The sequence below is a fragment of the Streptomyces uncialis genome, assembly GCF_036250755.1.
Classification (GTDB): Bacteria; Actinomycetota; Actinomycetes; order Streptomycetales; family Streptomycetaceae; genus Streptomyces; species Streptomyces uncialis.
The window spans coordinates 4,884,044-4,905,840 of sequence record NZ_CP109583.1 but is presented as its reverse complement, the minus strand read 5'-3'; the positions used below and the strand labels follow the sequence as shown (position 1 = coordinate 4,905,840).

Sequence of the window (21,797 nt, the reverse complement as noted above, 5' to 3'; positions counted from 1 at the left end):
CATTTCTTGTGAGGCCGACCTCGCCTACGACTCCTGTTCCCCGTCCCGGCGCCGACGGTAGGTGAGGAACAGCGACCCGCTGCCCAGCACCACACTGTCCGTCAGCGTGAAATGGGCCGGGGCGAAGGGGGTACGCGGTGAGAACAGCGGCATTCCGGAGCCGAGTGTGAGCGGGGCGAGCTTGATGAGCAGCTCGTCGATCTCGGGGTAGAGCGCCCCGGCCAGTTCCGAACCGCCGACGAGCCAGATGCCCTTGCCGTCCTCCCGCTTCAACTCCCGCACCCGGGACACCGGGTCGCCGGCGACGATCTCCACGGCGGAACCGGGAGTCTGCTTCAGCGTGCGCGAGAACACCAGGTGCCGCAGATGCGGGTACGCGTCCGGGACACCGGCGTCGAGCCCGATCTGGAAGGTCTTCCGCCCCTCCAGCGCCGTGTCGAAGCGCGTGCCTTCGGCCGTGATCCCGAGCGCTTCCCGCGCGACCACGGGAAGGATCTCCGGGTAGTGCGCGACCAGGTGCTCGATGTAGTCCGCCGGAATGGGCCAGAAGCCCTCCGGCCCGGTCGGGTCGCCGCCGTCCGGAGCGGTGATGAACCCGTCGATGCTGCTGGCGATGCAGTAGGTCAACTGACGCACAAGACTCCCGTGGTCGCTAAGCACTTCACTTGAAGTGATGCGAACATAGTACTTAGCTTGAAGTGGTGTCAATGCTTCAACACCGCCCGCGCGTGGCAACACCTCATCAGCCGCCGCTCAGTGCCGCGTGCGGCGGACCGCCCGGATACCTGCCGACGGCGACGCGCGGATCGCCGACCACCGCGCGCGCCGCGCGCTGCCGGTCCCCCTGCGGCTCATGGCAGTGCGGACCCGGCAACAGCGGTGGAGATTCCTGGACGCGTGGACGAACAGGCCGATCAGCCGCCCCCGACCTCTGACCGATCAGGACCGGAACGGCCTCCGGCCACGAGGCGCGTCACCTGGAGATACGGGCTTCAATACCGTCGAGCAGGAAGTCGAGGCCGGTCTGGAAGGTCTGGTCGGCGTCCAGATGAGCGGCATCGCGCACCACCGTGGCCAGCGCGGGGAACCGGCCGGTGGCGAAGGTCCGCTCCAGATAGGGCCCGAGCGCGGCCTGCCAACGCTTCTCGTCCATCCCGGTGGCCCGCTCGGCACGCCGTTCGGCGATCTCCCGGCGCACCGCGCCGATCGCGTACGCGTTGACCGCGGCGACCACCGGCATGACGACGTCCACGTCCACGTCACCCAGCGCGGCCACCACGGCCTCGCCACTGGCCAGCGCGTGCGGCCCCAGCTGGGGTCGGCCGCCCAGGAGATCGGCGAGCCACTCGTGCTCGTGAGCGGCGTGCCGGGTGGCTTCGGCAAGAGACCGGAGCACCTCCCGCCAGCCGCCCCCGGTCGGCCGGATCTCGGCGTGGACGGCGTCGACCATGAGGTCGAGCAACTCCTCCTTGCCGTCGATGTAGCCGTACAGCCGCATCGGACGGACATCCAGCACGGTGGCGACCTTGCGCAGCGACACCGCGTCCAGGCCGTCCGCGTCGGCCAGCTGGATCGCCGCTCGCACGATCCGCTCCCGGCTCAACGGCGCCGGCACGGGACGATTCGACGGCTCCGGCCTCTCCCACACCAACATGCCGCTCACAGTACATCGCATCGATCGATACAGTGTATCGACAAGTACGGTGTATCGCTTCGGACGGTGCATCGACCCGTACGGCGTATCGAAGGGGCACCCATGACCATCGCCATCGTCGGAGCCGGCCTCGGCGGCCTGACTCTCGCCCGTGTGCTGCACCTGAACGGTATGGATTCCGTCGTGTACGAACGTGAGACATCACGCGGAGCGCGCGGCCAGGGCGGCATGCTCGACATCCACTCCGGCCAGCGGGCGCTGCGCGAGGCCGGTCTGATCGACCGGTTCCACGCGATCGCCCGCGGTGAAGGCCAGGACATGCGCCTTCTCCAGCCGGACGGCACCCTGCTGTTCCAGGAGGACACACCCGACGACGCCCCGCTGGAGCGACCCGAGGTCGACCGCGCCGATCTGCGCGACCTGCTGCTGGACTCCCTCCCCGAGGGGGTGGTGCGCTGGGGGCACGCGTGCGCATCCGCCGACAACGGTCTGCTGCGCTTCGCCGACGGCGGCAGCGCGCCGTATGACCTGCTGGTCGGCGCGGACGGCGCACGGTCCCGGGTCCGCGCGCTGCTCACCGATGCCCGCCCGACGCATATCGGCCAGAATGTCGTCGAGATCGGCATACCCGACATCGATCGCACCCACCCCGACCTCGCGGCGATGGTCGGCCGCGGCAGCTACTGGGTGCTCGGCGACGGGCTGTCCCTAGCGGCACAGCGCAACGGCGACGGCCGCGTCCGCATCGGGCTCAGCTTCTACAACACCGCAGAGGACTGGTTCGCCACCAGCGGGATCCCGTTCGACGACCCGGCCGACGCCCGGGCGCGGCTGATCGAGCTGCTCCCCGGCTGGGACCCACGCTTCACCGCGCTGATCGCGGCCTGCGACGACACGGTCGTACCGCGGTCGATCACCACCCTCCCGGTCGGCCTGACCTGGCCGTCGGCGCCGGACGTCACGCTGGTCGGCGATGCCGCGCATCTGATGCCGCCGGTGGGAGAGGGCGCCAACATGGCGCTGCTGGACGGCGCCCTGCTCGGTCGCGCGCTGGCCACCCACCCGGACGACTTCCCCACCGCCGTCAAGGACTACGAACGCGAGATGTTCGCCCGCACCGGCGCTGCCGCCCGGATGTCCGCCGACCTCCAGGAATTGCTGATGTCACCGGACGCCGCCCAGCACATGCTCGCGTTCTTCCGACCCGGCTGAGGGCACTGAGGGCAGCCGCGTACGACCAGGGCGGGGCAGTCGTACGATCGGCGCGACAGACGGCCGTGCCGGGTCTCGCCGTCGGTGACCTGTCGATCTTGCGTGACCTGGGGCGGTCTTGGCTGCCTCACGGTCCAGGCACCCATGATCAATCCTGAATCCGCGGCATTTCCCCGCGAGGGCGAGGCCGAGGCCGGATCAGGCGGCTTGCCCGGGCCGGCCGAGTACACCACGCTGAGCCCCGAGCACGAGGACTGCCGGCGAACCCGGATCGCGCACCGATGAGCTTCCCGCACCGCGCCGGTCTGCACACCGGACACCCACGGACGGAAGGCTGGGCAATGCGGAAACTGATCTACGGCATGAACCTGACCCTGGACGGCTATATCGCCGCGCCCAGAGACGACATCGGCTGGAGTGTGCCGAGCGACGAGCTGTTCCAGTTCTGGTCCGACCAGTTGCGGGCGACCGACCTGACGCTGTACGGGCGCAAGCTGTGGCAGACGATGAGCTCCTACTGGCCGACCGGCGACCAGCAGCCCAACGCCACCCCGGCGGAGATCGAGTACGCGCGCCGCTGGCGGAACATGTCGAAGGTGGTGTTCTCCTCGACGATCGACAAGGTCGACTGGAACACCCGCCTGGTCAGCGGCGACGCGGTCGCCGAGATCACCCGGCTCAAGGCCGAGGACGGCGGCCCGATGGACATCGGCGGCGCGACGCTCGCCGGGGCGGCCATGCGGGCGGGACTGATCGACGAGTACGTGCTGGCCACGGCCCCGGTCCTGGCGGGCGGCGGCACGCCGTTCTTCGCCGCGATGGACAACCAGGTGAACCTCGACCTGGTGGAGACACGGACGTTTCCCGGCGGCGTGGTCCTGAACAGGTACGAGACGAGGCGCTGAGCGGGTGGCGTCAGAAGTCAGGACGGCTGGGCTGTGATTCGCCGGCGGGCGGTGTCCCAGATCTCCTCGAACTGCTCAGAGGTCAGCGTCTCGGGGTCGTGGAAAATCTGAGGCCCTATCGGGGGGTCAGCACACAGAACTCGTGACCGTCGGGGTCGGCCATCACCACCCAGTCGACGTCCCCTTGGCCTATGTCGATGCGCGTTGCCCCGAGGGAGACGAGCCGATCGACCTCCGTCTGCTGGTCACTGCCGGCCGGTGGAGCGAGGTCGAAGTGCAGCCGTTCCTTCCCCGTCTTCGGCATCAGGGGTGGACCACCCCATGTGACCTTCGGACCTCCGTGCGGTGAACGGATCGCGGTCTCCTGGTCCTGGTCCCAGACCAAGGGCCAGCCCAGCGCTCGACTCCAGAAGTACCCGGTCTCCTGCGAACCGTCGCCCGCCAGCGCTCCGATGAATCCGCACTCGGCGAGGAAGCTGTTGCCCGGCTCGATGACACAGAACTCATTGCCCTCGGGGTCGGCGAGCACTACATGCCCCTCTTCCGGGCGTTGCCCGATGTCGATGTGCCGGGCGCCGAGTTGGAGCGCCCTCTCCACCACCTGCTTCTGGTCGTCGAGGGACGTGCTCGTCAGATCGAAGTGCATGTGGTTCTGGCCTGTCTTCCGCTCCTGGGTCGGGAGGAAGCGGAGCCGGAACCCGGTGTCATCGCTGGGAAGCAGTGTGATGCCGTCGGGGGAGTCCTCAGCTGTCTCCCAGCAGAGAAAGTCCGCCCAGAAGCGCGCGAGACGGAGCGGGTCGTGCGCATCGAAGGAGAGCGCGTGCAGGTGAGAAGTCATCCGTAGGTCTCCCGGTGGGGGCAGGCGGGTCGTGCTGGAGCCTGCCCAACCGGTGCCACCCGGTCAACTGGCTAACGCCCAACTACCGCCCACACGGCATGAGTCCCATTCGCCTGTCCAATTGAACACGCAGTGGACATCGTCAGTGGGAAAGGACGCGAGATCTGGGAACCTACAACGGCAGCGGCCTACGTCTGGGCCATGTCGACGAAGCGTGAGTAGTGGCCCTGGAAGGCCACCGTGATGGTCGCGGTCGGGCCGTTTCGGTGCTTGGCGACGATCAGGTCGGCCTCACCGGCGCGCGGCGACTCCTTCTCGTAGGCGTCCTCGCGATGCAGCAGGATCACCATGTCGGCGTCCTGCTCGATGGAACCGGACTCCCGCAGGTCCGAGACCATGGGCTTCTTGTCGGTGCGCTGCTCGGGGCCACGGTTCAGCTGGGACAGCGCGATGACCGGTACCTCCAGCTCCTTGGCCAGCAGCTTCAGATTCCGGGACATGTCCGAGACCTCCTGCTGACGGCTCTCGGCCCGCTTCGAACCACCGGACTGCATGAGCTGGAGATAGTCGATCACGACGAGCCGCAGATCGTTGCGCTGCTTCAGCCGACGGCACTTCGCCCGGATCTCCATCATCGACAGATTGGGGGAGTCGTCGATGTACAGGGGCGCGGCCGAGACATCGGGCATCCGGCGGGCCAGCCGGGTCCAGTCCTCGTCGGTCATGGTGCCCGAGCGCATATGGTGCAGCGCCACCCGCGCCTCGGCGGACAGCAGACGCATCGCGATCTCGTTGCGTCCCATTTCGAGGGAGAAGATCACGCTCGGCAGATTGTTCTTGATCGAGGCGGCGCGGGCGAAGTCCAGCGCCAGTGTGGACTTACCCATCGCGGGCCGGGCCGCGATGACGATCATCTGTCCCGGGTGCAGCCCGTTGGTGAGGGAGTCGAAATCGGTGAACCCGGTCGGGACACCCGTCATCTCCCCGCTGCGTGACCCGATCGCCTCGATCTCGTCGAGCGCGCCTTCCATGATGTCGCCGAGCGGAAGGTAGTCCTCGCTGGTGCGCTGTTCGGTGACCGCGTAGATCTCCGCCTGGGCGCTGTTGACGATCTCGTCGACGTCGCCGTCCGCCGCATACCCCATCTGGGTGATCCGGGTGCCCGCCTCGACCAGACGGCGCAGCACGGCCCGCTCATGGACGATCTCCGCGTAGTACTCGGCGTTCGCCGCCGTGGGCACCGTCTGCACCAGCCCGTGCAGATACGAGGCACCGCCCACCTTGGTGATCTCACCGCGCTTGACCAGCTCCGCGGCGACCGTGATCGGGTCGGCGGGCTCCCCCTTCGCGTACAGATCGAGGATCGCCTGGTAGATCGTCTCGTGTGCGGGCCGGTAGAAGTCATGGCCCTTGATGACCTCGACGACGTCGGCGATGGCGTCCTTGGACAGGAGCATGCCGCCGAGCACCGACTGCTCCGCGTCGAGGTCCTGCGGGGGCACCCGCTCGAAGGCGGTTCCGCCACCCCCCTCCCAAGACCCTTCGCCGCCCCGGTCGTGCCGGTCCTCACGGCCTCGGCCGCGTTCACCTCGCTCACCGCGTTCCCCGCGCTGGCGGGAGACGGGCAGCCGGTCACTGGGACCGCTGTCGGCCCACGGCTCGTCCAAGGGCTCGGAAATGCTCACCGGGCCACCTCCTCCCGTCCGCGGAGCGGACCTCGCCGTGCCCCTCATTCCTACGGCACGACACTGACAAATAAGAGCCCCAACTCCGGTGACGACGCGTCGGTTTTGCGAGCTTTCCGACAGCGGAGGACAGGACGGGCGCCGGACCACGGTAGGCCCGCGGGCACCGTCAGCCAATCTGGTTATCCACAGGCTCTGTGGATAACAGCCCCTACGCTGTGGAGAAGTCGCTGAAAACTGTGCACGACCCGGTGGACAGCGCTGTGAACAAGCACTCGTCCGCCGCCACGGACCCATCCTGACCTGGCACTTTCCCATCCACCGGCTGTGCAGAAGAAAAACTTTCCCAGTCGGAGCAAGATCCGTTCGAGTCGCACGCCACAGCGCGCCCCGGCGTAACACGAGTAAGGGTCTTAGCTGTCTTGCATCTCTTACCTGTGGACGATTACATTGATGGCCATGACACAGGCTTCCGCGACGACCAAGGCTGCCCGCCGACGGCATGACCGCGAGATCGTCGCGCTCGCCGTTCCCGCGTTCGGCGCGCTCGTCGCCGAACCCTTGTTCCTGATGACCGACAGCGCGATTGTCGGCCATCTCGGCACCGCCCAGCTCGCCGGTCTCGCCATCGCGTCCGCGCTGCTGCTGACCGCGGTGAGCGTCTTCGTCTTCCTCGCCTACGCCACCACCGCCGCGGTCGCCCGCCGGGTCGGCGCGGGGGATCTCCCCGGTGCGATACGCCAGGGCATCGACGGTATCTGGCTCGCCATCCTGCTCGGCGTGGCCGTCACCGCCCTCACCTTGCCCGCCGCGCCCGCCCTGGTCGAGCTCTTCGGCGCCTCCGACACCGCGACTCCCTACGCTCTCACCTATCTGCGGATCTCGGCGCTGGGCATCCCCGCCATGCTGATCGTCCTCGCCGCCACCGGTGTACTGCGGGGCCTTCAGAACACCAGGACCCCGCTCTACGTCGCCATCGGCGGTTTCGCGGCCAACGCTGTCCTCAACGTCGTCCTCGTCTACGGCGCCGACCTCGGTATCGCCGGTTCGGCCTGGGGCACCGTCATCGCTCAGTACGGGATGGCCGCCGTCTACGGCTTCGTGGTCGTCCGGGGAGCCCGACGCCATGGTGCCTCCCTGCGACCGGACGCAGCGGGGATACGGGCCACCGCCCAGGCCGGAGCTCCGCTCCTCATCCGTACGCTCTCCCTGCGCGCGATCACCATGATCGCCACGGCCGTCGCCGCCCGGCTCGGTGACGCGGATGTGGCCGCCCACCAGATCATCCTGAGCCTCTGGACCCTGCTGGCCTTCGCGCTCGACGCGATCGCCATCGCCGGGCAGGCCATCATCGGGCGCTACCTCGGAGCGAACGATCCCGAGGGAGCCAAGGCGGCCTGCCGCCGCATGGTCGAGTGGGGAGTCGTCTCCGGGATCGTCCTCGGCGTACTGGTGATCGCCACCCGGCCGCTCTTCGTCCCGCTCTTCAGCAGTGACCCTGCCGTACAGAACGCCGCCCTTCCCGCACTGATCGTCGTGGCGATCGCCCAGCCGATCTGCGGCATCGTCTTCGTCCTGGACGGAGTGCTGATGGGTGCCGGGGACGGTGCCTACCTCGCCTGGGCGATGATCGTCACCCTGGCCGTCTTCACTCCAATGGCTCTGCTGATCCCTGTCTTCGACGGTGGTCTCACCGCCGTCTGGATCACCATGAACGTGATGATGGCGGTACGGATGGTCACCCTCTGGCTCCGTTCCCGCTCCGGCCGCTGGATCGTCACCGGCGCCACCCGCTGAGGCCGCCACCCGCGCCGTCAGGCACCCGCAGTCGGGCACGGCTGCCCACGTGCGGATGAGCACGCGCTGATGGGCATGCGCTGACCGGCGCCCGCAGGTGCCGCCGATGGGCACAGGCCGACTGTTCGGGGGGCCGGCAAGGCCGCCGGGTCAGGCATCCGTTCCCCGCCCTTCACCGGCCCGGTGCCGTGTTTCACGTGGAACACAGCACCGGGCCCGGTGTTTCACGTGGAACACGGCAGGTGAAGGTCCGCCGCTTCAGGGACGAACAGCACCTGTGCCCGCGCCCCGGCGCCCCCCGGAGGCCACCAGGAGCCACCAGGAGCCACCAGGATCCACCAGGAGCCACCAGGAGCCACCAGGAGCCACCAGCCAGGAACAACAAAGTGGGGCCGCACCTGTCAGGGTGCGGCCCCACTCAGTGAGCCTGAACGACGTCAGGCGCAAGGCAACGCTTACGCGGCGATGACCTCGATGTTGACCTTGGCGGCCACCTCGGGGTGCAGTCGCACGGACGTCGCGTGGGCGCCCAGCGTCTTGATCGGCGTGCCCAGCTCGATGCGGCGCTTGTCGACCTCGGGACCACCGGCGGCCTTGATCGCCGAAGCGACGTCGGCCGGGGTGACGGACCCGAAGAGACGACCGGCGTCGCCGGAGCGGACGGCCAGACGGACCTTGACGCCCTCAAGGCGCGCCTTGATCTCGTTGGCCTGCTCGATCGTCGCGATCTCGTGGATCTTGCGAGCACGACGGATCTGCGCGACGTCCTTCTCGCCACCCTTGGTCCAGCGGATCGCAAAGTTCCGCGGGATCAGGTAGTTGCGAGCGTAACCGTCCTTGACGTCCACGACGTCGCCCGCGGCACCGAGGCCGGAGACCTCGTGGGTGAGGATGATCTTCATGTTTCGGTCACCCTTCCCTTATCGCGCGGTGGAGGTGTAGGGCAGCAGCGCCATCTCACGGCTGTTCTTCACGGCCGTGGCGACGTCACGCTGGTGCTGCGTGCAGTTGCCGGTCACGCGGCGGGCACGGATCTTGCCGCGGTCGGAAATGAACTTCCGCAGCATGTTCGTGTCCTTGTAGTCCACGTACGTGACCTTGTCCTTGCAGAATGCGCAGACCTTCTTCTTAGGCTTGCGCACAGGCGGCTTCGCCATGGTGATTCTCCTGTGTGATCAAGAAGTGTGGGTACGGGCCCGCCCTCAGAAGGGAGGCTCGTCCGAGTAGCCGCCGCCGCTGTTGCCGCCGCTGTTGCCGCCGTTGCCGGAGCCACCGCCCCAGCCACCGCCGCCACCGCTCTGCTGCTGGCCGCCGCCGGCCGGTGCTCCGGTCGCCCAGGGGTCGTTGCCGGGGGCTCCGCCACCCTGCTGCTGACCGCCGCCACCGGGGCTTCCGCCCCAGTTGCCGCCACCGCCCTGCTGCTGACCACCGCCGCTGTACCCGCCCTGGCCACCGCGACCGGTGGTCTTGGTGACCTTGGCCGTGGCGCTCTTCAGGCTGGGGCCGACTTCCTCGACGTCCAGCTCGTAGACCGTGCGCTTGACACCCTCACGGTCCTCGTAGGACCGCTGCTTCAGCCGGCCCTGCACGATGACGCGCATGCCTCGCTGGAGCGACTCCGCGACGTTCTCCGCCGCCTGACGCCAGACCGTGCAGGTAAGGAACAGGCTGTCGCCGTCCTTCCACTCATTGGTCTGACGGTCGAAGGTGCGGGGGGTGGACGCGACACGGAAGTTCGCGACGGCCGCACCGGAGGGGGTGAAGCGCAGCTCGGGGTCTTCGACAAGATTGCCGACGACCGTGATGACGGTCTCGCCTGCCATGGGGAACCTCTCGGCGATTGCTGCTGGCTGCTTGTGCTGCTACTCGTGTCCCGGAACCGCTGAGCCGTTGGCTCAGTGGGTCTCGGGGCGGAGGACCTTGGTCCGGAGGACCGACTCGTTCAGGTTCATCTGGCGGTCGAGCTCCTTGACGATCGCAGGCTCGGCCTGCAGATCGATGACCGAGTAGATGCCCTCGGGCTTCTTCTTGATCTCGTACGAGAGCCGACGACGGCCCCACGTGTCGACCTTCTCGACCTTTCCGTTGCCCTCACGGACCACGGAAAGGAAGTTCTCGATCAGGGGGGAGACAGCGCGCTCCTCCAGATCGGGGTCGAGGATGACCATCACCTCGTAGTGACGCATGTAAAACCCACCTCCTCTGGACTCAACGGCCACGGTCGTTCCGTGGCAGGAGGGTTGTGATGCGTACGCAACGGTATCGGCCGCCACTGACACTGAGGACCCCTGGAGGGGTCCGGCCAGGTACAGGGCAGACACCGGTGCAGACGGTACAGACTACCCGCCTACCCGCTTCCGGTTGAAATCCGGCGGTACTGCGTCGCACTCTGTATCCATCGGGTGTGTACGGCGCTACGATGCGCCGCCCTTTCGCAGGAGGTGCCCATGGCACAGGCAATGCGACCGAACTCCGGGGTGTCGATCTTCGCCACCGACGGAAAGCCCCATCCCCTTCAGGACACCCTCATGGTGATCACCCTGGTCCTCGGACTGACGGCGATCATCTCCTCCCTCTGGACCGGCCTCCATCTGCTCAGTTCCTGGGCGGGTCTCATCGGCATCCTGACCGGTGGGTACGGCCAGTACATCTCGGTGACCACCCGCGAACGTTTCGGTCTGATCCTGGGCCTGGGCGCCTCGGCACTCGGCTTCTTCCTCGGTATGGCCCACGGCGGTCTCTTCGGCGGCATCGTCGGCTGAGAACACCCCGCGGGACCGAAGGTGCCGTACTGGTCAGTCGGGGCGCTTCCCGGGCGCAGTAGGCTTCGGCGCGAGAGCCGGAGCCCCTGCCACCATGGGGACAACGAGCCCGAGGAGCGCCCCGCATGAGCCTGACCCTGAGGACCATCAGCCGAGAGCAGCATCTGGCGTACATCCAGAGCCTGCCCGCGGCAAGCCACATGCAGGTCCCCGCATGGGCCGATGTGAAGGCGGAGTGGCGCTCCGAGAGCCTTGGGTGGTTCGACGACAGGACCGGCGAGATGGTGGGCGCCGGTCTGGTGCTGTACCGCCAGCTCCCGAAGATCAAGCGCTATCTGGCGTATCTGCCCGAGGGCCCGGTCATCAACTGGTTCGCCCCCAATCTCGACGAGTGGCTGCGGCCGATGCTGGCGCATCTCAAGCAGCAGGGCGCCTTCTCCGTGAAGATGGGCCCGCCGGTGATCATCCGCCGCTGGGAGTCCACGTCGATCAAGAAGGGCATCCAGGACCCGGATGTGAAGCGGCTGCGGGACGTCGAGGCCGACTTCATCGAGCCGCGCGCCTTCGAGGTGGCCGACCGGCTGCGGCGGATGGGGTGGCAGCAGGGCGAGGACGGCGGTGCCGGTTTCGGTGACGTCCAGCCCCGCTACATCTTCCAGGTGCCCCTGGCCAACCGCTCGTTGGAGGATGTCCACAAGGGCTTCAACCAGCTCTGGCGGCGGAACATCAAGAAGGCCGAGAAGGCCGGTGTCGAGGTCGTCCAGGGCAGTTACCACGACCTTGAGGAATGGCAGCGGCTCTACGAGATCACCGCAGTGCGCGACCGCTTCCGGCCGCGCCCGCTGTCGTACTTCCAGCGCATGTGGTCGGCCCTCAACACCGAGGACCCCAACCGTATGCGGCTCTACTTCGCCCGCTACGGCCACGAGAACCTGGCGGCGGCGACGATGCTCGTCGTCGGCGGGCATGTCTGGTACTCCTACGGGGCCTCGGACAACAAGGGGCGGGAGTTCCGCCCCTCGAACGCCATGCAGTGGCGGATGCTCTGCGACGCCTACGCGCTCGGAGCGACCGTCTACGACCTGCGCGGCATCTCCGACTCGCTCGACGAGTCCGACCACCTCTTCGGCCTGATCCAGTTCAAGGTCGGCACGGGTGGGCAGGCTGCCGAGTACCTCGGTGAGTGGGACTTCCCGCTGAACAAGCTGCTGCACAAGGCGCTCGACATCTATATGTCGCGCCGCTGAGAAAGCCGCTCGGAGGGTCCGGTACGCGGGCGCTCCGGGGCACTTGGCAGAATTTCCGTCCATATCTCTGATACACCGCAGCCACGAGAAAGGTTCCGGGACCGGCCATGGCGCTCACGCTTTATGTCGACACCGCGCGCTGGCGGGCACACCACAAGCACGTCCTCGAACAGTTTCCGGGGATCGTCCCGGTCTGCAAGGGCAACGGCTACGGCTTCGGTCATGAACGGCTCGCCGAGGAGGCCACCCGTTTCGGCTCCGACGTCCTCGCCGTCGGCACCACGTACGAGGCCGCCCGGATCAAGGACTGGTTCAGTGGTGACCTGCTTGTTCTCACCCCGTTCCGACGGGGCGAGGAGCCCGTACCACTGCCCGACCGGGTGATCCGCTCCGTCTCCTCGGTGGACGGCGTGCACGGCCTGGTGGGCGCTCGCGTCGTCATCGAGGTCATGTCCACGATGAAGCGGCACGGGGTGAGCGAGCAGGATCTGCCGCAGCTCCACGCGGCCATCGAGGACGTCCGGCTGGAGGGCTTCGCAATACATCTCCCCCTGGACCGTACCGACGGCTCGGACGCCGTCGAGGAGGTCATCGGGTGGATGGACCGGTTGCGGGCCGCCCGGCTGCCGTTGCACACCATGTTCGTGAGCCATCTGCGGGCGGAGGAGCTGGTGCGTCTCCAGCACCAGTTCCCGCAGACGCGCTTCCGCGCCCGGATAGGGACACGGCTGTGGCTCGGTGACCACGACGCCACGGAGTACCGGGGCGCCGTTCTCGACGTCACCCGTGTCTCGAAGGGCGAGCGCTTCGGCTACCGGCAGCAGAAGGTGGCCTCCGACGGCTATCTCGTGGTGGTCGCCGGCGGAACGTCCCACGGGGTGGGGCTGGAGGCGCCGAAGGCATTGCACGGCGTCATGCCCCGCGCCAAGGGCGTCGCCCGTGCGGGTCTGGCGACGGTGAACCGGAACCTGTCGCCGTTCGTGTGGGGCGGTAAGCAACGCTGGTTCGCGGAGCCGCCGCACATGCAGGTGTCGATCTTGTTCGTGCCCTCGGACGCGCCCGAGCCGAAGGTCGGCGACGAGCTGGTGGCGCACTTGCGGCACACCACCACCCAGTTCGACCGCCTGGTGGAGCGCTGAGCGAGCCTCTGGCGCCCCACCGGCGACCAGAGGCTCCCAGGGGCAGCTGAAGGCTTCCAGTCGCTCAGAACCGCAGGTACAGGCTGCGGCCGGTGTTCCGCCCCGCCGGGGCGGGGCCTTACGGCCCGGCAGGACATGCGTGAGGGGTGGTGCACGGCTCACGCCGTGCACCACCCCTCACGCATGTCCTGGCCACCCGGCCTGCCCTCTTGCGAGCGTGTTCGCTCAGAGCGAACGCTTCTCCGGGCCACTCCGTACGGACCCCGGCGCCGCGGAGGGGCCCCATCCCGCGATGGCGTGGGCGGTACGGCCCTCCGACCTCCTGCCGAGGCCCACCACGAAGACATCCGGGGCACCGTCCAGCACCCCGCCCGACGGATCGTCGTCGCCGCCGCGCCGCACCACGTCCCGTTCCGGCAGCAGGATGTCGCGGACGACCATCGCACACAGATACAGCGTTCCCAGCAGATGGGCGGCGATGGCGAGGTGGTAGCCGTCCGGGGGAAGCCCCTTGTGGGCGTCACCGCTGGTTGTGTACGCGAGGTACATCCAGATCCCGAGGAAGTACGCCACCTCGCAGGCCTGCCACACCAGGAAGTCCCGCCAGCGGGGCCGGGCCAGCACCGCGAGCGGAACGAGCCACAGGACGTACTGCGGGGAGTAGACCTTGTTCGTCAGGATGAAGGCGGCCACGATCAGGAAGGCGAGCTGTGCGAACCGGGGACGCCGGGGCGCCGCCAGGACGAGCGGGATCATGGCCAGACAGATGATCACCATCAGGGCGATCCCGTAGTTGTTGGCCTCCTGCGGGTCGATCTGGAAGTCTCCCCGCTGCGAGATCAGCAGCCAGATCGACCCGAAGTCGACACCCCGTTCCCGGCTGAACGAGTAGAACTTCGCCCAGCCCTCCGGGGCCAGCACCATCACCGGCAGATTCACGATCAGCCAGGCGCCGGCCGCTCCCCACAGGGCCGTGCCGAAGGCCCGCCATTTCCCCGCCCGCCAGCAGAGCAGGAACAGCGGGCCGAGCAGCAGGAACGGATAGAACTTCGCCGCGGTCGCCAGCCCCAGCAGCACACCGAAGGCGAACGGACGCCCTCGCGCCCACATCAGCGTCGCGGCGGCCAGCAGCGCGACGGCGAACAGGTCCCAGTTGATCGTGGAGGTCAGTATGAACGCCGGTGCGAGGGCCACCAGCAGTCCGTCCCAGGGGCGACGGCGGTGGGTGCGGGCCACGCAGACGGCGATGACGACCGCGCAGACCATGAGCATGCCCGCGTTGGCGAACCAGTAGAGCTGCTGCTGGTCCTGGAGACTGCCGCTGCCCGGGGTGAGCCATGCCGCCACCTGCATGAAGATCCCGGTCAGTACCGGGTACTCCAGATACTCCATCTTGTCGGGCAGCCGGTCGAAGTACGGCACCAGCCCAGCGGCGAATCCACGGCCCTGGTAGAGGTGCGGAATGTCGGAGTAACAGGCATGGGTGTACTGCGCACTGGCGCCGAAGAACCAGCCGCCGTCGTAGCAGGGGAACTTCTGCACCATGCCGAGCGCGAACATACCGATCATCACCAGCGCGATGATCCGCACCGGTGTCCACCAATGGGCGCCGAGCAACGCGCGGCGGCCGAGGGGGCCGCCGATCAGTTCACTGCCGGTCGCGGCGACCCTGTCCTCCCGGGTGGGCGCGACCGGATCGGTCCGGGTCGGTGGAATCGGCTCCGGCTGGCGCACATCGGAGGGTGTCGTGTCTGCACTGGGCATGGCCGACATCCTGCCGTACCGAGCCGGGAACACGGCGAGGGCCGCCGCACGGGGAGTGCGACGGCCCTCGTTTCACGTGAAACGACGATCACTTTCCGTGACCTTCGGTTCGGTTGTCCCTGATCCCCGACTGCCCGGTCTCAGGGGACGAGCCCCGGAAAGCAACGCCTTCCGGGCCTCATGGTGTCTCCGTTCCTCCGAAGAGTCCTCCGTTGTCGGCACCGCCGTTGTTGTTGCCGGTATTGGCGCTGCCGCCGTTGTTGTTGCCGGCGTTCGCATTGCCACCGGGTTGACCAGGGGCGGAGGTGCCGGGTGAGGCACCGCCGATATCGCCACCGCCGTTGTCGGACCCACCGCTGTCGGAGCCGCCGCCGTCAGCACCGCCGTTCTCGGTGGTGCCGTTCTCCGCGCCCTCGTTCTCGTTGCCGCCGGTGTTCTCGCCGCTGCCGTTACCGCTGCCGCTGCCGCAGCCCCAGTCACCCGGCTCGCAGGTCTGGCTGGGCGTCGGGGACGGCTTCACCTCCGACTTCGTCGGGCTCGGCGTGGGTTCCGGAGTGGGCTCGGGCTCCTTCTCCTCGGTCTTGGTGGCCGAAGGGGTGGGAAGCGGGGACGGGGACTCCTCGAAGATCTCACCGATCTCACCGGGCTCGGGGAAGGGCTGAGGATCGACGCCCTTCATCGCCTGGGCCATGTAGTCCTGCCAGAGTTCCGCCGGGATGTCACCACCGTGGATCGACGAGACACCGCCCGTGCCGTTCATGGAGAGCAGCTTGCCCTCCTTCGGGTCGGTGCGGAACAGGGTGACAGCCGTGGACAGCTCCCTGGTGTAGCCGACGAACCACGCGGACTTGTTCTTGTCGGTGGTACCCGTCTTGCCCGCGACCGGGAACCCGATGTCCTTGATCCCCTTGGCGGTGCCGTTCTGGACCACGTTCTCCAGGACCTTGGTCACGTTGTCCGCGATCGGGGCGCTCAGCGCCCTCTTCTGCTTGGGTGCCTCGAAGCCGGGAAGCGGCTTGTCCTTGTGCTTGACCTCGGTCACGGAGTAGGGCTCGAAGTGCTTGCCGGAGTTGGCGAAGGTCCCGTACGAGCTGGCCATCCGGATCGCGCTCGGGGTCGACGTACCGAGCGAGAAGGAGGCGTTGTTCAGGTTTCCCTCGTCGAAGCTGCTCTCCAGGATGCCCAGATCCTTGGTGACGGACCGGGTCTTGGAGAGGCCGACGTCGATACCGAGCTGCACGAACGGGGTGTTGATCGAGTCCTGCATGGCATCGAACAGGGTCACATCACCCCACACCTTCTCGCTCTCGTTCTTCTGGCGGAAGGGGCGACCCTTGGCGTCCTTGATGGGATCACCGTTCTGGTCGTTGATCACGATGAGGTCGTTGCCGTTGTACTTGGTCAACGGCGACAGCGGAACGCCCTTGCTGCGGAAGGTGCCGTACTTCATCGCCGCCGCGAGGACGTACGGCTTCCAGGTGGAGCCGACCGGCACACCAGTGGTGTTGGCGTTGTTGCTGTAGTGGCCTGCCTCTTGGCCCTCGCCGCCGTACAGGGCCACGATCTTGCCGCTCTCCGGGTCCACCGACGCCGCACCGAACTGGACGAGATCGTCGGTCTTGGGGCGCTTCTTCTTGTCGAGGAAGTCCTTCTTCGTGGCGTTGACGGCCTTCTCCAGTTCCCGGACCTTGTCCTTCTGGAACGTGGTGGTGATGTGGTAGCCGCCCTTTTCCAGTTCCTCGGGCGTGAGTCCCGCCTTCTTGGCGACGAACTCCTTGGCGGTGTCGACCAGGTAGCCGCTCTGTCCGGCCAGCGACGACTTCTGCTTCACGAAGTCCGGGAACTTGGTGTACTTCTCCCGGTCCTCGGCCGACATCCGCCCGACCTCGACCTGCCGGTCGAAGATCCACTTCCAGCGTTTCTCGGCCCGCTCCCGGTTCGCCTCCGGGGTCGCCATCGCCCCCACCCCACCGTCGGGGTTGTACAGGTTGGGGCCCTTGAGCACGGAGGCCAGGAACACGGACTGCTCCGGCGTGAGGTGCTTCGAGTCCACGCCGAAGTACGCCTGTGACGCGGCCTGGATGCCGTAGGCGTTGCGACCGTAGAAGGCGGTGTTGAGGTAGCCCGTGAGGATCTTCTCCTTGTCGACCTCGGCGCCGACCTTGATGGAGATGAAGAGTTCCTTGACCTTGCGGCTCACGGTCTGGCTCTGGTCCAGATACGTGTTCTTCACATACTGCTGGGTGATCGTCGAACCACCCTGGGTGTCCCCACCGAGGGCCATGTTGTAGACGGCCCGCCCGATGCCCATCGGGTCGACGCCCTTGTCCTGGTAGAAGGTGGCGTTCTCCGCCGCGATGACCGCGTCCTGCATCGACCTGGGGATGTCCGCGAACTTCACGTTCTGGCGGTTCTTCTCACCCCCCGTGGACGCCATCTGCGAGCCGTCGGCCCAGTAGAAGACATTGCTCTCGGCCATCGCCGCGGCCTTCTCGTCGGGTACTCCCACCATGGCGTACGCGATACCCGCGGCGCCCATCAGCAGGCCGAGGAAGCTCACGAAGGTGCCCGTCACCAGTCGCCAGGAGGGCACCCAGCGGCGCCAGCCGTACTTGCCGGATCGCGGGTAGTCGACGAAACGCTTCTTTGCGGCCGGGCCCCGGCCGCGGCCCCGGCCCGGACCGCTCGTGTCACCCGCTCCACCGGATCTGCGGCCTCCGCCGCCCGATCCGCCCCGTCCGGCGCCGTCGGCCGACCTGCGGCGACCGGCGCCCGTCCGCTGGGCGGCACGGCGCGCTTCGGCACGGCTTCCATAGGGGCGGTCCTCGGGCCCGGACTCCTGGGGGCCGTAGGAATCCGCGGGGGATTCTGTGGTGTTGCGCGGGGCGGCACGACGCCCCGCTGACGATCCGGACGTGCCGCGTCGTGCCGCGGCGCGTCCACCGCTCTGCGGCTGCGGCGGTTTCCGACGGTGCTCGCTCATCGAACGACTACTCCTAGGGCAGGCGCTCCCGCGCCTGGAAACGGCGGCTGGTTCCCGGTTCCCCCCGACATACGGATGCGGCCCGGTCAGCTCCCATCCGCAACGCATCCGGGACGACGACGCGTTCAAGCCTCGCGCGGTTCCCCCCGGATTGCATGCCGCACAGACTACGCACCACCAAAACCCACCTAGCTCCGAAGTTCACCCCAAATCAGGCAACTTGCTCCCACGAATCAGTGATGTGACGCCGTTCACCATGCCCCCTCTTGTCCCATCCGGATGACCGTTCTATCGTCGTGATGTATCGAGTCGATACATCGGCCCGGTATAAAGACTGTGACAGGGGACTTCGGCCCCCGGCCGACGACAGTGGACCGACAAGGAGGAGGCGACGATGAGCCGGCGCTCCGGCATCCTTGAGTTCGCCGTTCTCGGCCTGCTGCGTGAGTCCCCCATGCACGGCTATGAGCTGCGCAAACGGCTCAACACCTCGCTGGGGGTGTTCCGCGCCTTCAGCTATGGGTCGCTCTACCCCTGCCTGAAGACCCTCGTCGCCAGCGGATGGTTGATCGAGGAGTCCTCAGGCACCCCCGAGGACGCCCTGGCCGCACCGCTGGCGGGGCGCCGCGCGAAGATCGTCTACCGGCTGACCGCGGAAGGTAAGGAGCACTTCGAGGACCTGCTCTCGCAGACAGGCCCCGACGCATACGAGGACGAGCACTTCGCTGCTCGCTTCGCCTTCTTCGGGCAGACGTCGAGAGATGTACGCATGCGCGTACTGGAAGGGCGCCGCAGCCGGCTGGAGGAGCGCCTCGAAAAGATGCGCGCCTCCCTGGCACGGACCCGGGAGCGCCTCGATGACTACACCCTCGAACTTCAGCGACACGGAATGGAGTCCGTGGAGCGGGAAGTGCGCTGGTTGAACGAGCTGATCGAGAGCGAGCGGGCGGGACGGAACCAGCGGCCGTCCCCGCCCGCACCGGCCCCCGGCGGGGACCCCGCTCAGCACCGAGCGTCAGCTCATCAGGACACATCAGGGAAATCGGACGGCCTGCCCCGGCCCGGGGACACCTCCCGGCCGGATTCGTCCGACGACACCGCCATCTGAAGTCCGCTCAGGACTTCACCGTTACATACAGGGAGCAAGCGGAATGGGTTCGGTTCGCGTAGCCATCGTCGGCGTGGGCAACTGCGCCGCCTCACTGGTGCAGGGCGTCGAGTACTACAAGGACGCCGATCCGGCGGCCAGGGTCCCGGGCCTCATGCACGTCCAGTTCGGCGAGTACCACGTCCGTGACGTGGAGTTCGTCGCAGCCTTCGACGTGGACGCCAAGAAGGTCGGCCTCGACCTCTCGGACGCCATCGGGGCCAGCGAGAACAACACCATCAAGATCTGTGACGTGCCGTCCGCCGGTGTGACGGTCCAGCGCGGCCACACGCTCGACGGTCTCGGCAAGTACTACCGCGAGACGATCGAGGAGTCCGCCGACGCCCCGGTCGACATCGTCCAGACCCTCAAGGACAAGCAGGTCGACGTCCTCGTCTGCTACCTGCCCGTCGGTTCCGAGGCCGCGGCGAAGTTCTACGCGCAGTGCGCCATCGACGCCAAGGTCGGCTTCGTCAACGCTCTGCCGGTCTTCATCGCCGGTACCAAGGAGTGGGCGGACAAGTTCACCGAGGCCGGTGTGCCGATCGTCGGTGACGACATCAAGTCGCAGGTCGGTGCGACCATCACGCACCGCGTCATGGCGAAGCTGTTCGAGGACCGGGGCGTCGTCCTGGACCGCACGATGCAGCTCAACGTCGGCGGCAACATGGACTTCAAGAACATGCTTGAGCGTGAGCGCCTGGAGTCCAAGAAGATCTCCAAGACGCAGGCCGTCACCTCGCAGATCCCCGACCGGGACCTCGGCGAGAAGAACGTCCACATCGGCCCGTCCGACTACGTCGCGTGGCTGGACGACCGCAAGTGGGCCTACGTCCGCCTGGAGGGCCGTGCGTTCGGTGACGTTCCGCTGAACCTGGAGTACAAGCTGGAGGTCTGGGACTCCCCGAACTCCGCCGGTGTCATCATCGACGCGCTGCGCGCGGCGAAGATCGCCATGGACCGCGGGCTCGGTGGCCCGATCCTGTCGGCGTCCAGCTACTTCATGAAGAGCCCGCCGGTGCAGTACTTCGACGACGAGGCCCGCGAGAACGTGGAGAAGTTCATCAAGGGTGAGGTCGACGGCTGAACCGCGCCGGCAAGACCCAGCGAAGCTGAGGGCATCGGCGGTGCCGGAAGCTTGACGAGCACCGGGACGGCGTCCGCGCGGCACACACCGCGCTGACGCCCTCGTTCCGGAAGGCGGCCGAGGCCGCCGCTCCACAGGGTTGTCAAAGGTCCCCGGGTCTCCTGCCCGGGGACCTTCGCACAGGTGAGGGTGTGGAGATGGCTGTCGTTCGGGATCTGCGTGTACTGCTGCGCTTCCAGGGATTCCGGCGTCTGCTTGCCGTGCGTCTGCTGTCCCAGGGTGCCGACGGGGTGTACCAGGTCGCCCTCGCCACCTATGTGGTCTTCTCCCCGGAGAAGCAGACCTCGCCCGCCGCGATCGCCTCGGCGATGGCGGTCCTGCTTCTGCCGTACTCGCTCATCGGCCCGTTCGCCGGTGTGCTTCTCGACCGCTGGCCCCGCCGGCAGGTGTTCCTCCACGGAAACCTGCTGCGGGCGGTCCTGGCCGCACTGACCGGTGTCCTGATGATCAGCGGCGTGCCGGACTGGCTGTTCTACGCCTCCGCGCTGTGCGTCACCGCCGTCAACCGGTTCGTCCTCGCCGGGCTCTCGGCCGCCCTGCCCCGGGTCGTGGACGCCGACCGGCTGGTCATCGCGAACTCGCTCTCCCCGACCGCCGGAACCCTGGCCGCGACCGCGGGCGGGGGACTCGCCTTCGGTGTCCGGCTGATCGTCGACGACTCCGATGTCGCCGTCGTCCTGCTGGGGGCCGCCCTCTATCTCTGTGCCGCGCTCGCGGCGCTGCGGTTCGGCCGTCAGGCCCTCGGCCCCGACGCGACCCGGCACCGCCACGACCGTCTGACGGCCCAGCTGACCGGGACGGCACGGGGACTCGCCGCCGGGGTCCGCCATCTGCTGGAGCCGCCCCGTCAGGGTGCCGCCTGGGCGCTGGGCGCGATGACGGTGATGCGGTTCTGCTACGGCGCCCTGACCGTGATGGTGCTGATGCTGTGCCGGTACGCCTGGTCGGCCGATGACGACGGCTCCGAGCGCGGGCTTGCCCTGCTCGGGCTCGCGGTGGGTATCTCCGGCGCCGGATTCTTCGTCGCCGCCGTCTTCACCCCCTGGGCGGTGAGCCGCTTGGGCACCCGTGGCTGGATCGCCGTCTGCGCGGGTTCCGCGGCCGTGCTGGCACCGGCTCTGTGTCTGTCCTTCGCCCCGGCCCCGATCCTGGTGGCCGCCTTCGTGCTGGGACTGGTGACCCAGGGCGCCAAGATCGCTACCGACACGGTGGTGCAGTCCTCGGTCGAGGACCGCTACCGGGGCCGGATCTTCTCCGTCTACGACGTCCTGTTCAATGTCGCGTTCGTGGGCGCGGCCGGAGTGGCCGCCCTGATGCTTCCCGCCGACGGACGGTCCGCACCACTGGTGATCACCGTGGCGGGCCTGTACGCGGTGATCGCGCTGACGATGATCCGGCTGGGCCGACGATCAGACGGAGGGGCGATGTTTCACGTGAAACATCGCCCCTCCGTCTGATCGCCACCGTCCGCTCCTGGCTCATGTTCCACGTGAAACTCATGTTCCACGTGAAACATC

19 protein-coding genes are annotated in these 21,797 nt (G+C 67.8%); 9 read left to right on the top strand and 10 right to left on the bottom strand.

Features of this window, described 5'->3' with window-relative positions:
- Positions 1 to 24 precede the first annotated feature (24 nt).
- Both OG711_RS20355 and OG711_RS20350 read right to left on the bottom strand, forming a co-directional pair.
- The gene (locus OG711_RS20355) at positions 25 to 636 is read right to left on the bottom strand and encodes a dihydrofolate reductase family protein (RefSeq protein ID WP_329559985.1); all 612 of its coding nucleotides are present in this window, start codon (positions 634 to 636) and stop codon (positions 25 to 27) included.
- 337 nt (positions 637 to 973) lie between these two features.
- Complete coding sequence (locus OG711_RS20350; protein WP_329559984.1) at positions 974 to 1,654, bottom strand: TetR/AcrR family transcriptional regulator; 681 nt, start codon at positions 1,652 to 1,654, stop codon at positions 974 to 976.
- A gap of 102 nt (positions 1,655 to 1,756) precedes the next feature.
- On the opposite strand from OG711_RS20350, the gene OG711_RS20345 reads away from it, so the two are divergent.
- Both OG711_RS20345 and OG711_RS20340 read left to right on the top strand, forming a co-directional pair.
- A complete protein-coding gene (locus tag OG711_RS20345) occupies positions 1,757 to 2,866 on the top strand; it encodes an FAD-dependent oxidoreductase (RefSeq protein ID WP_329559983.1) in 1,110 nt (369 codons plus the stop codon).
- 341 nt (positions 2,867 to 3,207) lie between these two features.
- Complete coding sequence (locus tag OG711_RS20340) at positions 3,208 to 3,771, top strand: dihydrofolate reductase family protein (RefSeq protein ID WP_329559982.1); 564 nt, start codon at positions 3,208 to 3,210, stop codon at positions 3,769 to 3,771.
- 115 nt (positions 3,772 to 3,886) lie between these two features.
- Here the strand turns inward: OG711_RS20340 and OG711_RS20335 are convergent, their stop codons facing one another.
- Positions 3,887 to 4,609 carry a VOC family protein gene (locus OG711_RS20335; protein WP_073787263.1) on the bottom strand — a complete coding sequence of 241 codons (723 nt, stop codon included), beginning with the start codon at positions 4,607 to 4,609 and terminating at the stop codon, positions 3,887 to 3,889.
- A gap of 188 nt (positions 4,610 to 4,797) precedes the next feature.
- Positions 4,798 to 6,294: a replicative DNA helicase gene (gene dnaB, locus OG711_RS20330; protein ID WP_073787261.1), complete on the bottom strand. Its 1,497-nt coding sequence runs from the start codon at positions 6,292 to 6,294 to the stop codon at positions 4,798 to 4,800.
- Between the two features lie 459 nt (positions 6,295 to 6,753).
- Between dnaB and OG711_RS20325 the strand changes: the two genes are divergently transcribed.
- Positions 6,754 to 8,091, top strand: a complete 1,338-nt coding sequence (locus tag OG711_RS20325) for an MATE family efflux transporter (RefSeq protein WP_329559981.1) — start codon at positions 6,754 to 6,756, stop codon at positions 8,089 to 8,091.
- Between the two features lie 455 nt (positions 8,092 to 8,546).
- On the opposite strand, the gene rplI is transcribed toward OG711_RS20325, so the two are convergent.
- The 4 genes from rplI to rpsF all read right to left on the bottom strand — a co-directional run bounded on the left by rplI (position 8,547) and on the right by rpsF (position 10,277).
- Positions 8,547 to 8,993: a 50S ribosomal protein L9 gene (gene rplI, locus OG711_RS20320; RefSeq protein ID WP_073787257.1), complete on the bottom strand. Its 447-nt coding sequence runs from the start codon at positions 8,991 to 8,993 to the stop codon at positions 8,547 to 8,549.
- A gap of 18 nt (positions 8,994 to 9,011) precedes the next feature.
- Positions 9,012 to 9,248 carry a 30S ribosomal protein S18 gene (gene rpsR, locus OG711_RS20315; protein WP_003949403.1) on the bottom strand — a complete coding sequence of 79 codons (237 nt, stop codon included), beginning with the start codon at positions 9,246 to 9,248 and terminating at the stop codon, positions 9,012 to 9,014.
- Positions 9,249 to 9,293: 45 nt separating this feature from the next.
- Positions 9,294 to 9,914 (bottom strand): single-stranded DNA-binding protein, encoded by a 621-nt coding sequence (locus tag OG711_RS20310; RefSeq protein ID WP_073787255.1) that lies wholly within the window; start codon positions 9,912 to 9,914, stop codon positions 9,294 to 9,296.
- Positions 9,915 to 9,986: 72 nt separating this feature from the next.
- The gene (gene rpsF, locus OG711_RS20305) at positions 9,987 to 10,277 is read right to left on the bottom strand and encodes a 30S ribosomal protein S6 (protein ID WP_073787253.1); all 291 of its coding nucleotides are present in this window, start codon (positions 10,275 to 10,277) and stop codon (positions 9,987 to 9,989) included.
- A 261-nt stretch (positions 10,278 to 10,538) separates the two neighbouring features.
- Between rpsF and OG711_RS20300 the strand changes: the two genes are divergently transcribed.
- From OG711_RS20300 to OG711_RS20290, 3 genes are all read left to right on the top strand, one after another.
- On the top strand, positions 10,539 to 10,853 hold the full coding sequence (locus OG711_RS20300; protein WP_329559980.1) for a hypothetical protein: 315 nt from the start codon (positions 10,539 to 10,541) through the stop codon (positions 10,851 to 10,853).
- Positions 10,854 to 10,978: 125 nt separating this feature from the next.
- Positions 10,979 to 12,100, top strand: a complete 1,122-nt coding sequence (locus tag OG711_RS20295; protein ID WP_073787249.1) for a lipid II:glycine glycyltransferase FemX — start codon at positions 10,979 to 10,981, stop codon at positions 12,098 to 12,100.
- Between the two features lie 107 nt (positions 12,101 to 12,207).
- On the top strand, positions 12,208 to 13,239 hold the full coding sequence (locus OG711_RS20290; protein WP_073787247.1) for an alanine racemase: 1,032 nt from the start codon (positions 12,208 to 12,210) through the stop codon (positions 13,237 to 13,239).
- Positions 13,240 to 13,464: 225 nt separating this feature from the next.
- Here the strand turns inward: OG711_RS20290 and OG711_RS20285 are convergent, their stop codons facing one another.
- Entirely contained in the window at positions 13,465 to 15,003 is a 1,539-nt protein-coding gene (locus OG711_RS20285) for a glycosyltransferase family 87 protein (RefSeq protein ID WP_178391002.1), read from the bottom strand.
- Between the two features lie 178 nt (positions 15,004 to 15,181).
- Positions 15,182 to 17,986 carry a transglycosylase domain-containing protein gene (locus tag OG711_RS20280; protein WP_266517788.1) on the bottom strand — a complete coding sequence of 935 codons (2,805 nt, stop codon included), beginning with the start codon at positions 17,984 to 17,986 and terminating at the stop codon, positions 15,182 to 15,184.
- Positions 17,987 to 18,380: 394 nt separating this feature from the next.
- On the opposite strand from OG711_RS20280, the gene OG711_RS20275 reads away from it, so the two are divergent.
- From OG711_RS20275 to OG711_RS20265, 3 genes are all read left to right on the top strand, one after another.
- On the top strand, positions 18,381 to 19,094 hold the full coding sequence (locus OG711_RS20275; protein WP_073787243.1) for a PadR family transcriptional regulator: 714 nt from the start codon (positions 18,381 to 18,383) through the stop codon (positions 19,092 to 19,094).
- Positions 19,095 to 19,137: 43 nt separating this feature from the next.
- Positions 19,138 to 20,220 (top strand): inositol-3-phosphate synthase, encoded by a 1,083-nt coding sequence (locus OG711_RS20270; protein ID WP_073787241.1) that lies wholly within the window; start codon positions 19,138 to 19,140, stop codon positions 20,218 to 20,220.
- Between the two features lie 197 nt (positions 20,221 to 20,417).
- Positions 20,418 to 21,737, top strand: a complete 1,320-nt coding sequence (locus OG711_RS20265; protein ID WP_266517794.1) for an MFS transporter — start codon at positions 20,418 to 20,420, stop codon at positions 21,735 to 21,737.
- The last annotated feature ends 60 nt before the right edge of the window (positions 21,738 to 21,797 follow it).

Bases quoted from the DNA above. Each gene is read 5' to 3' on its own strand.
- OG711_RS20340 (WP_329559982.1), top strand. From the start codon at position 3,208: ATGCGGAAACTGATCTACGGCATGAACCTGACCCTGGACGGCTATATC.
- OG711_RS20300 (WP_329559980.1), top strand. From the start codon at position 10,539: ATGGCACAGGCAATGCGACCGAACTCCGGGGTGTCGATCTTCGCCACC.
- OG711_RS20295 (WP_073787249.1), top strand. From the start codon at position 10,979: ATGAGCCTGACCCTGAGGACCATCAGCCGAGAGCAGCATCTGGCGTAC.
- OG711_RS20310 (WP_073787255.1), bottom strand. From the start codon at position 9,914: ATGGCAGGCGAGACCGTCATCACGGTCGTCGGCAATCTTGTCGAAGAC.
- rplI (WP_073787257.1), bottom strand. From the start codon at position 8,993: ATGAAGATCATCCTCACCCACGAGGTCTCCGGCCTCGGTGCCGCGGGC.
- OG711_RS20280 (WP_266517788.1), bottom strand. From the start codon at position 17,986: ATGAGCGAGCACCGTCGGAAACCGCCGCAGCCGCAGAGCGGTGGACGC.
- OG711_RS20275 (WP_073787243.1), top strand. From the start codon at position 18,381: ATGAGCCGGCGCTCCGGCATCCTTGAGTTCGCCGTTCTCGGCCTGCTG.
- OG711_RS20265 (WP_266517794.1), top strand. From the start codon at position 20,418: ATGGCTGTCGTTCGGGATCTGCGTGTACTGCTGCGCTTCCAGGGATTC.
- OG711_RS20345 (WP_329559983.1), top strand. From the start codon at position 1,757: ATGACCATCGCCATCGTCGGAGCCGGCCTCGGCGGCCTGACTCTCGCC.
- rpsF (WP_073787253.1), bottom strand. From the start codon at position 10,277: ATGCGTCACTACGAGGTGATGGTCATCCTCGACCCCGATCTGGAGGAG.
- OG711_RS20335 (WP_073787263.1), bottom strand. From the start codon at position 4,609: ATGACTTCTCACCTGCACGCGCTCTCCTTCGATGCGCACGACCCGCTC.
- OG711_RS20290 (WP_073787247.1), top strand. From the start codon at position 12,208: ATGGCGCTCACGCTTTATGTCGACACCGCGCGCTGGCGGGCACACCAC.
- OG711_RS20270 (WP_073787241.1), top strand. From the start codon at position 19,138: ATGGGTTCGGTTCGCGTAGCCATCGTCGGCGTGGGCAACTGCGCCGCC.
- OG711_RS20350 (WP_329559984.1), bottom strand. From the start codon at position 1,654: ATGTTGGTGTGGGAGAGGCCGGAGCCGTCGAATCGTCCCGTGCCGGCG.
- rpsR (WP_003949403.1), bottom strand. From the start codon at position 9,248: ATGGCGAAGCCGCCTGTGCGCAAGCCTAAGAAGAAGGTCTGCGCATTC.
- OG711_RS20325 (WP_329559981.1), top strand. From the start codon at position 6,754: ATGACACAGGCTTCCGCGACGACCAAGGCTGCCCGCCGACGGCATGAC.
- OG711_RS20285 (WP_178391002.1), bottom strand. From the start codon at position 15,003: ATGCCCAGTGCAGACACGACACCCTCCGATGTGCGCCAGCCGGAGCCG.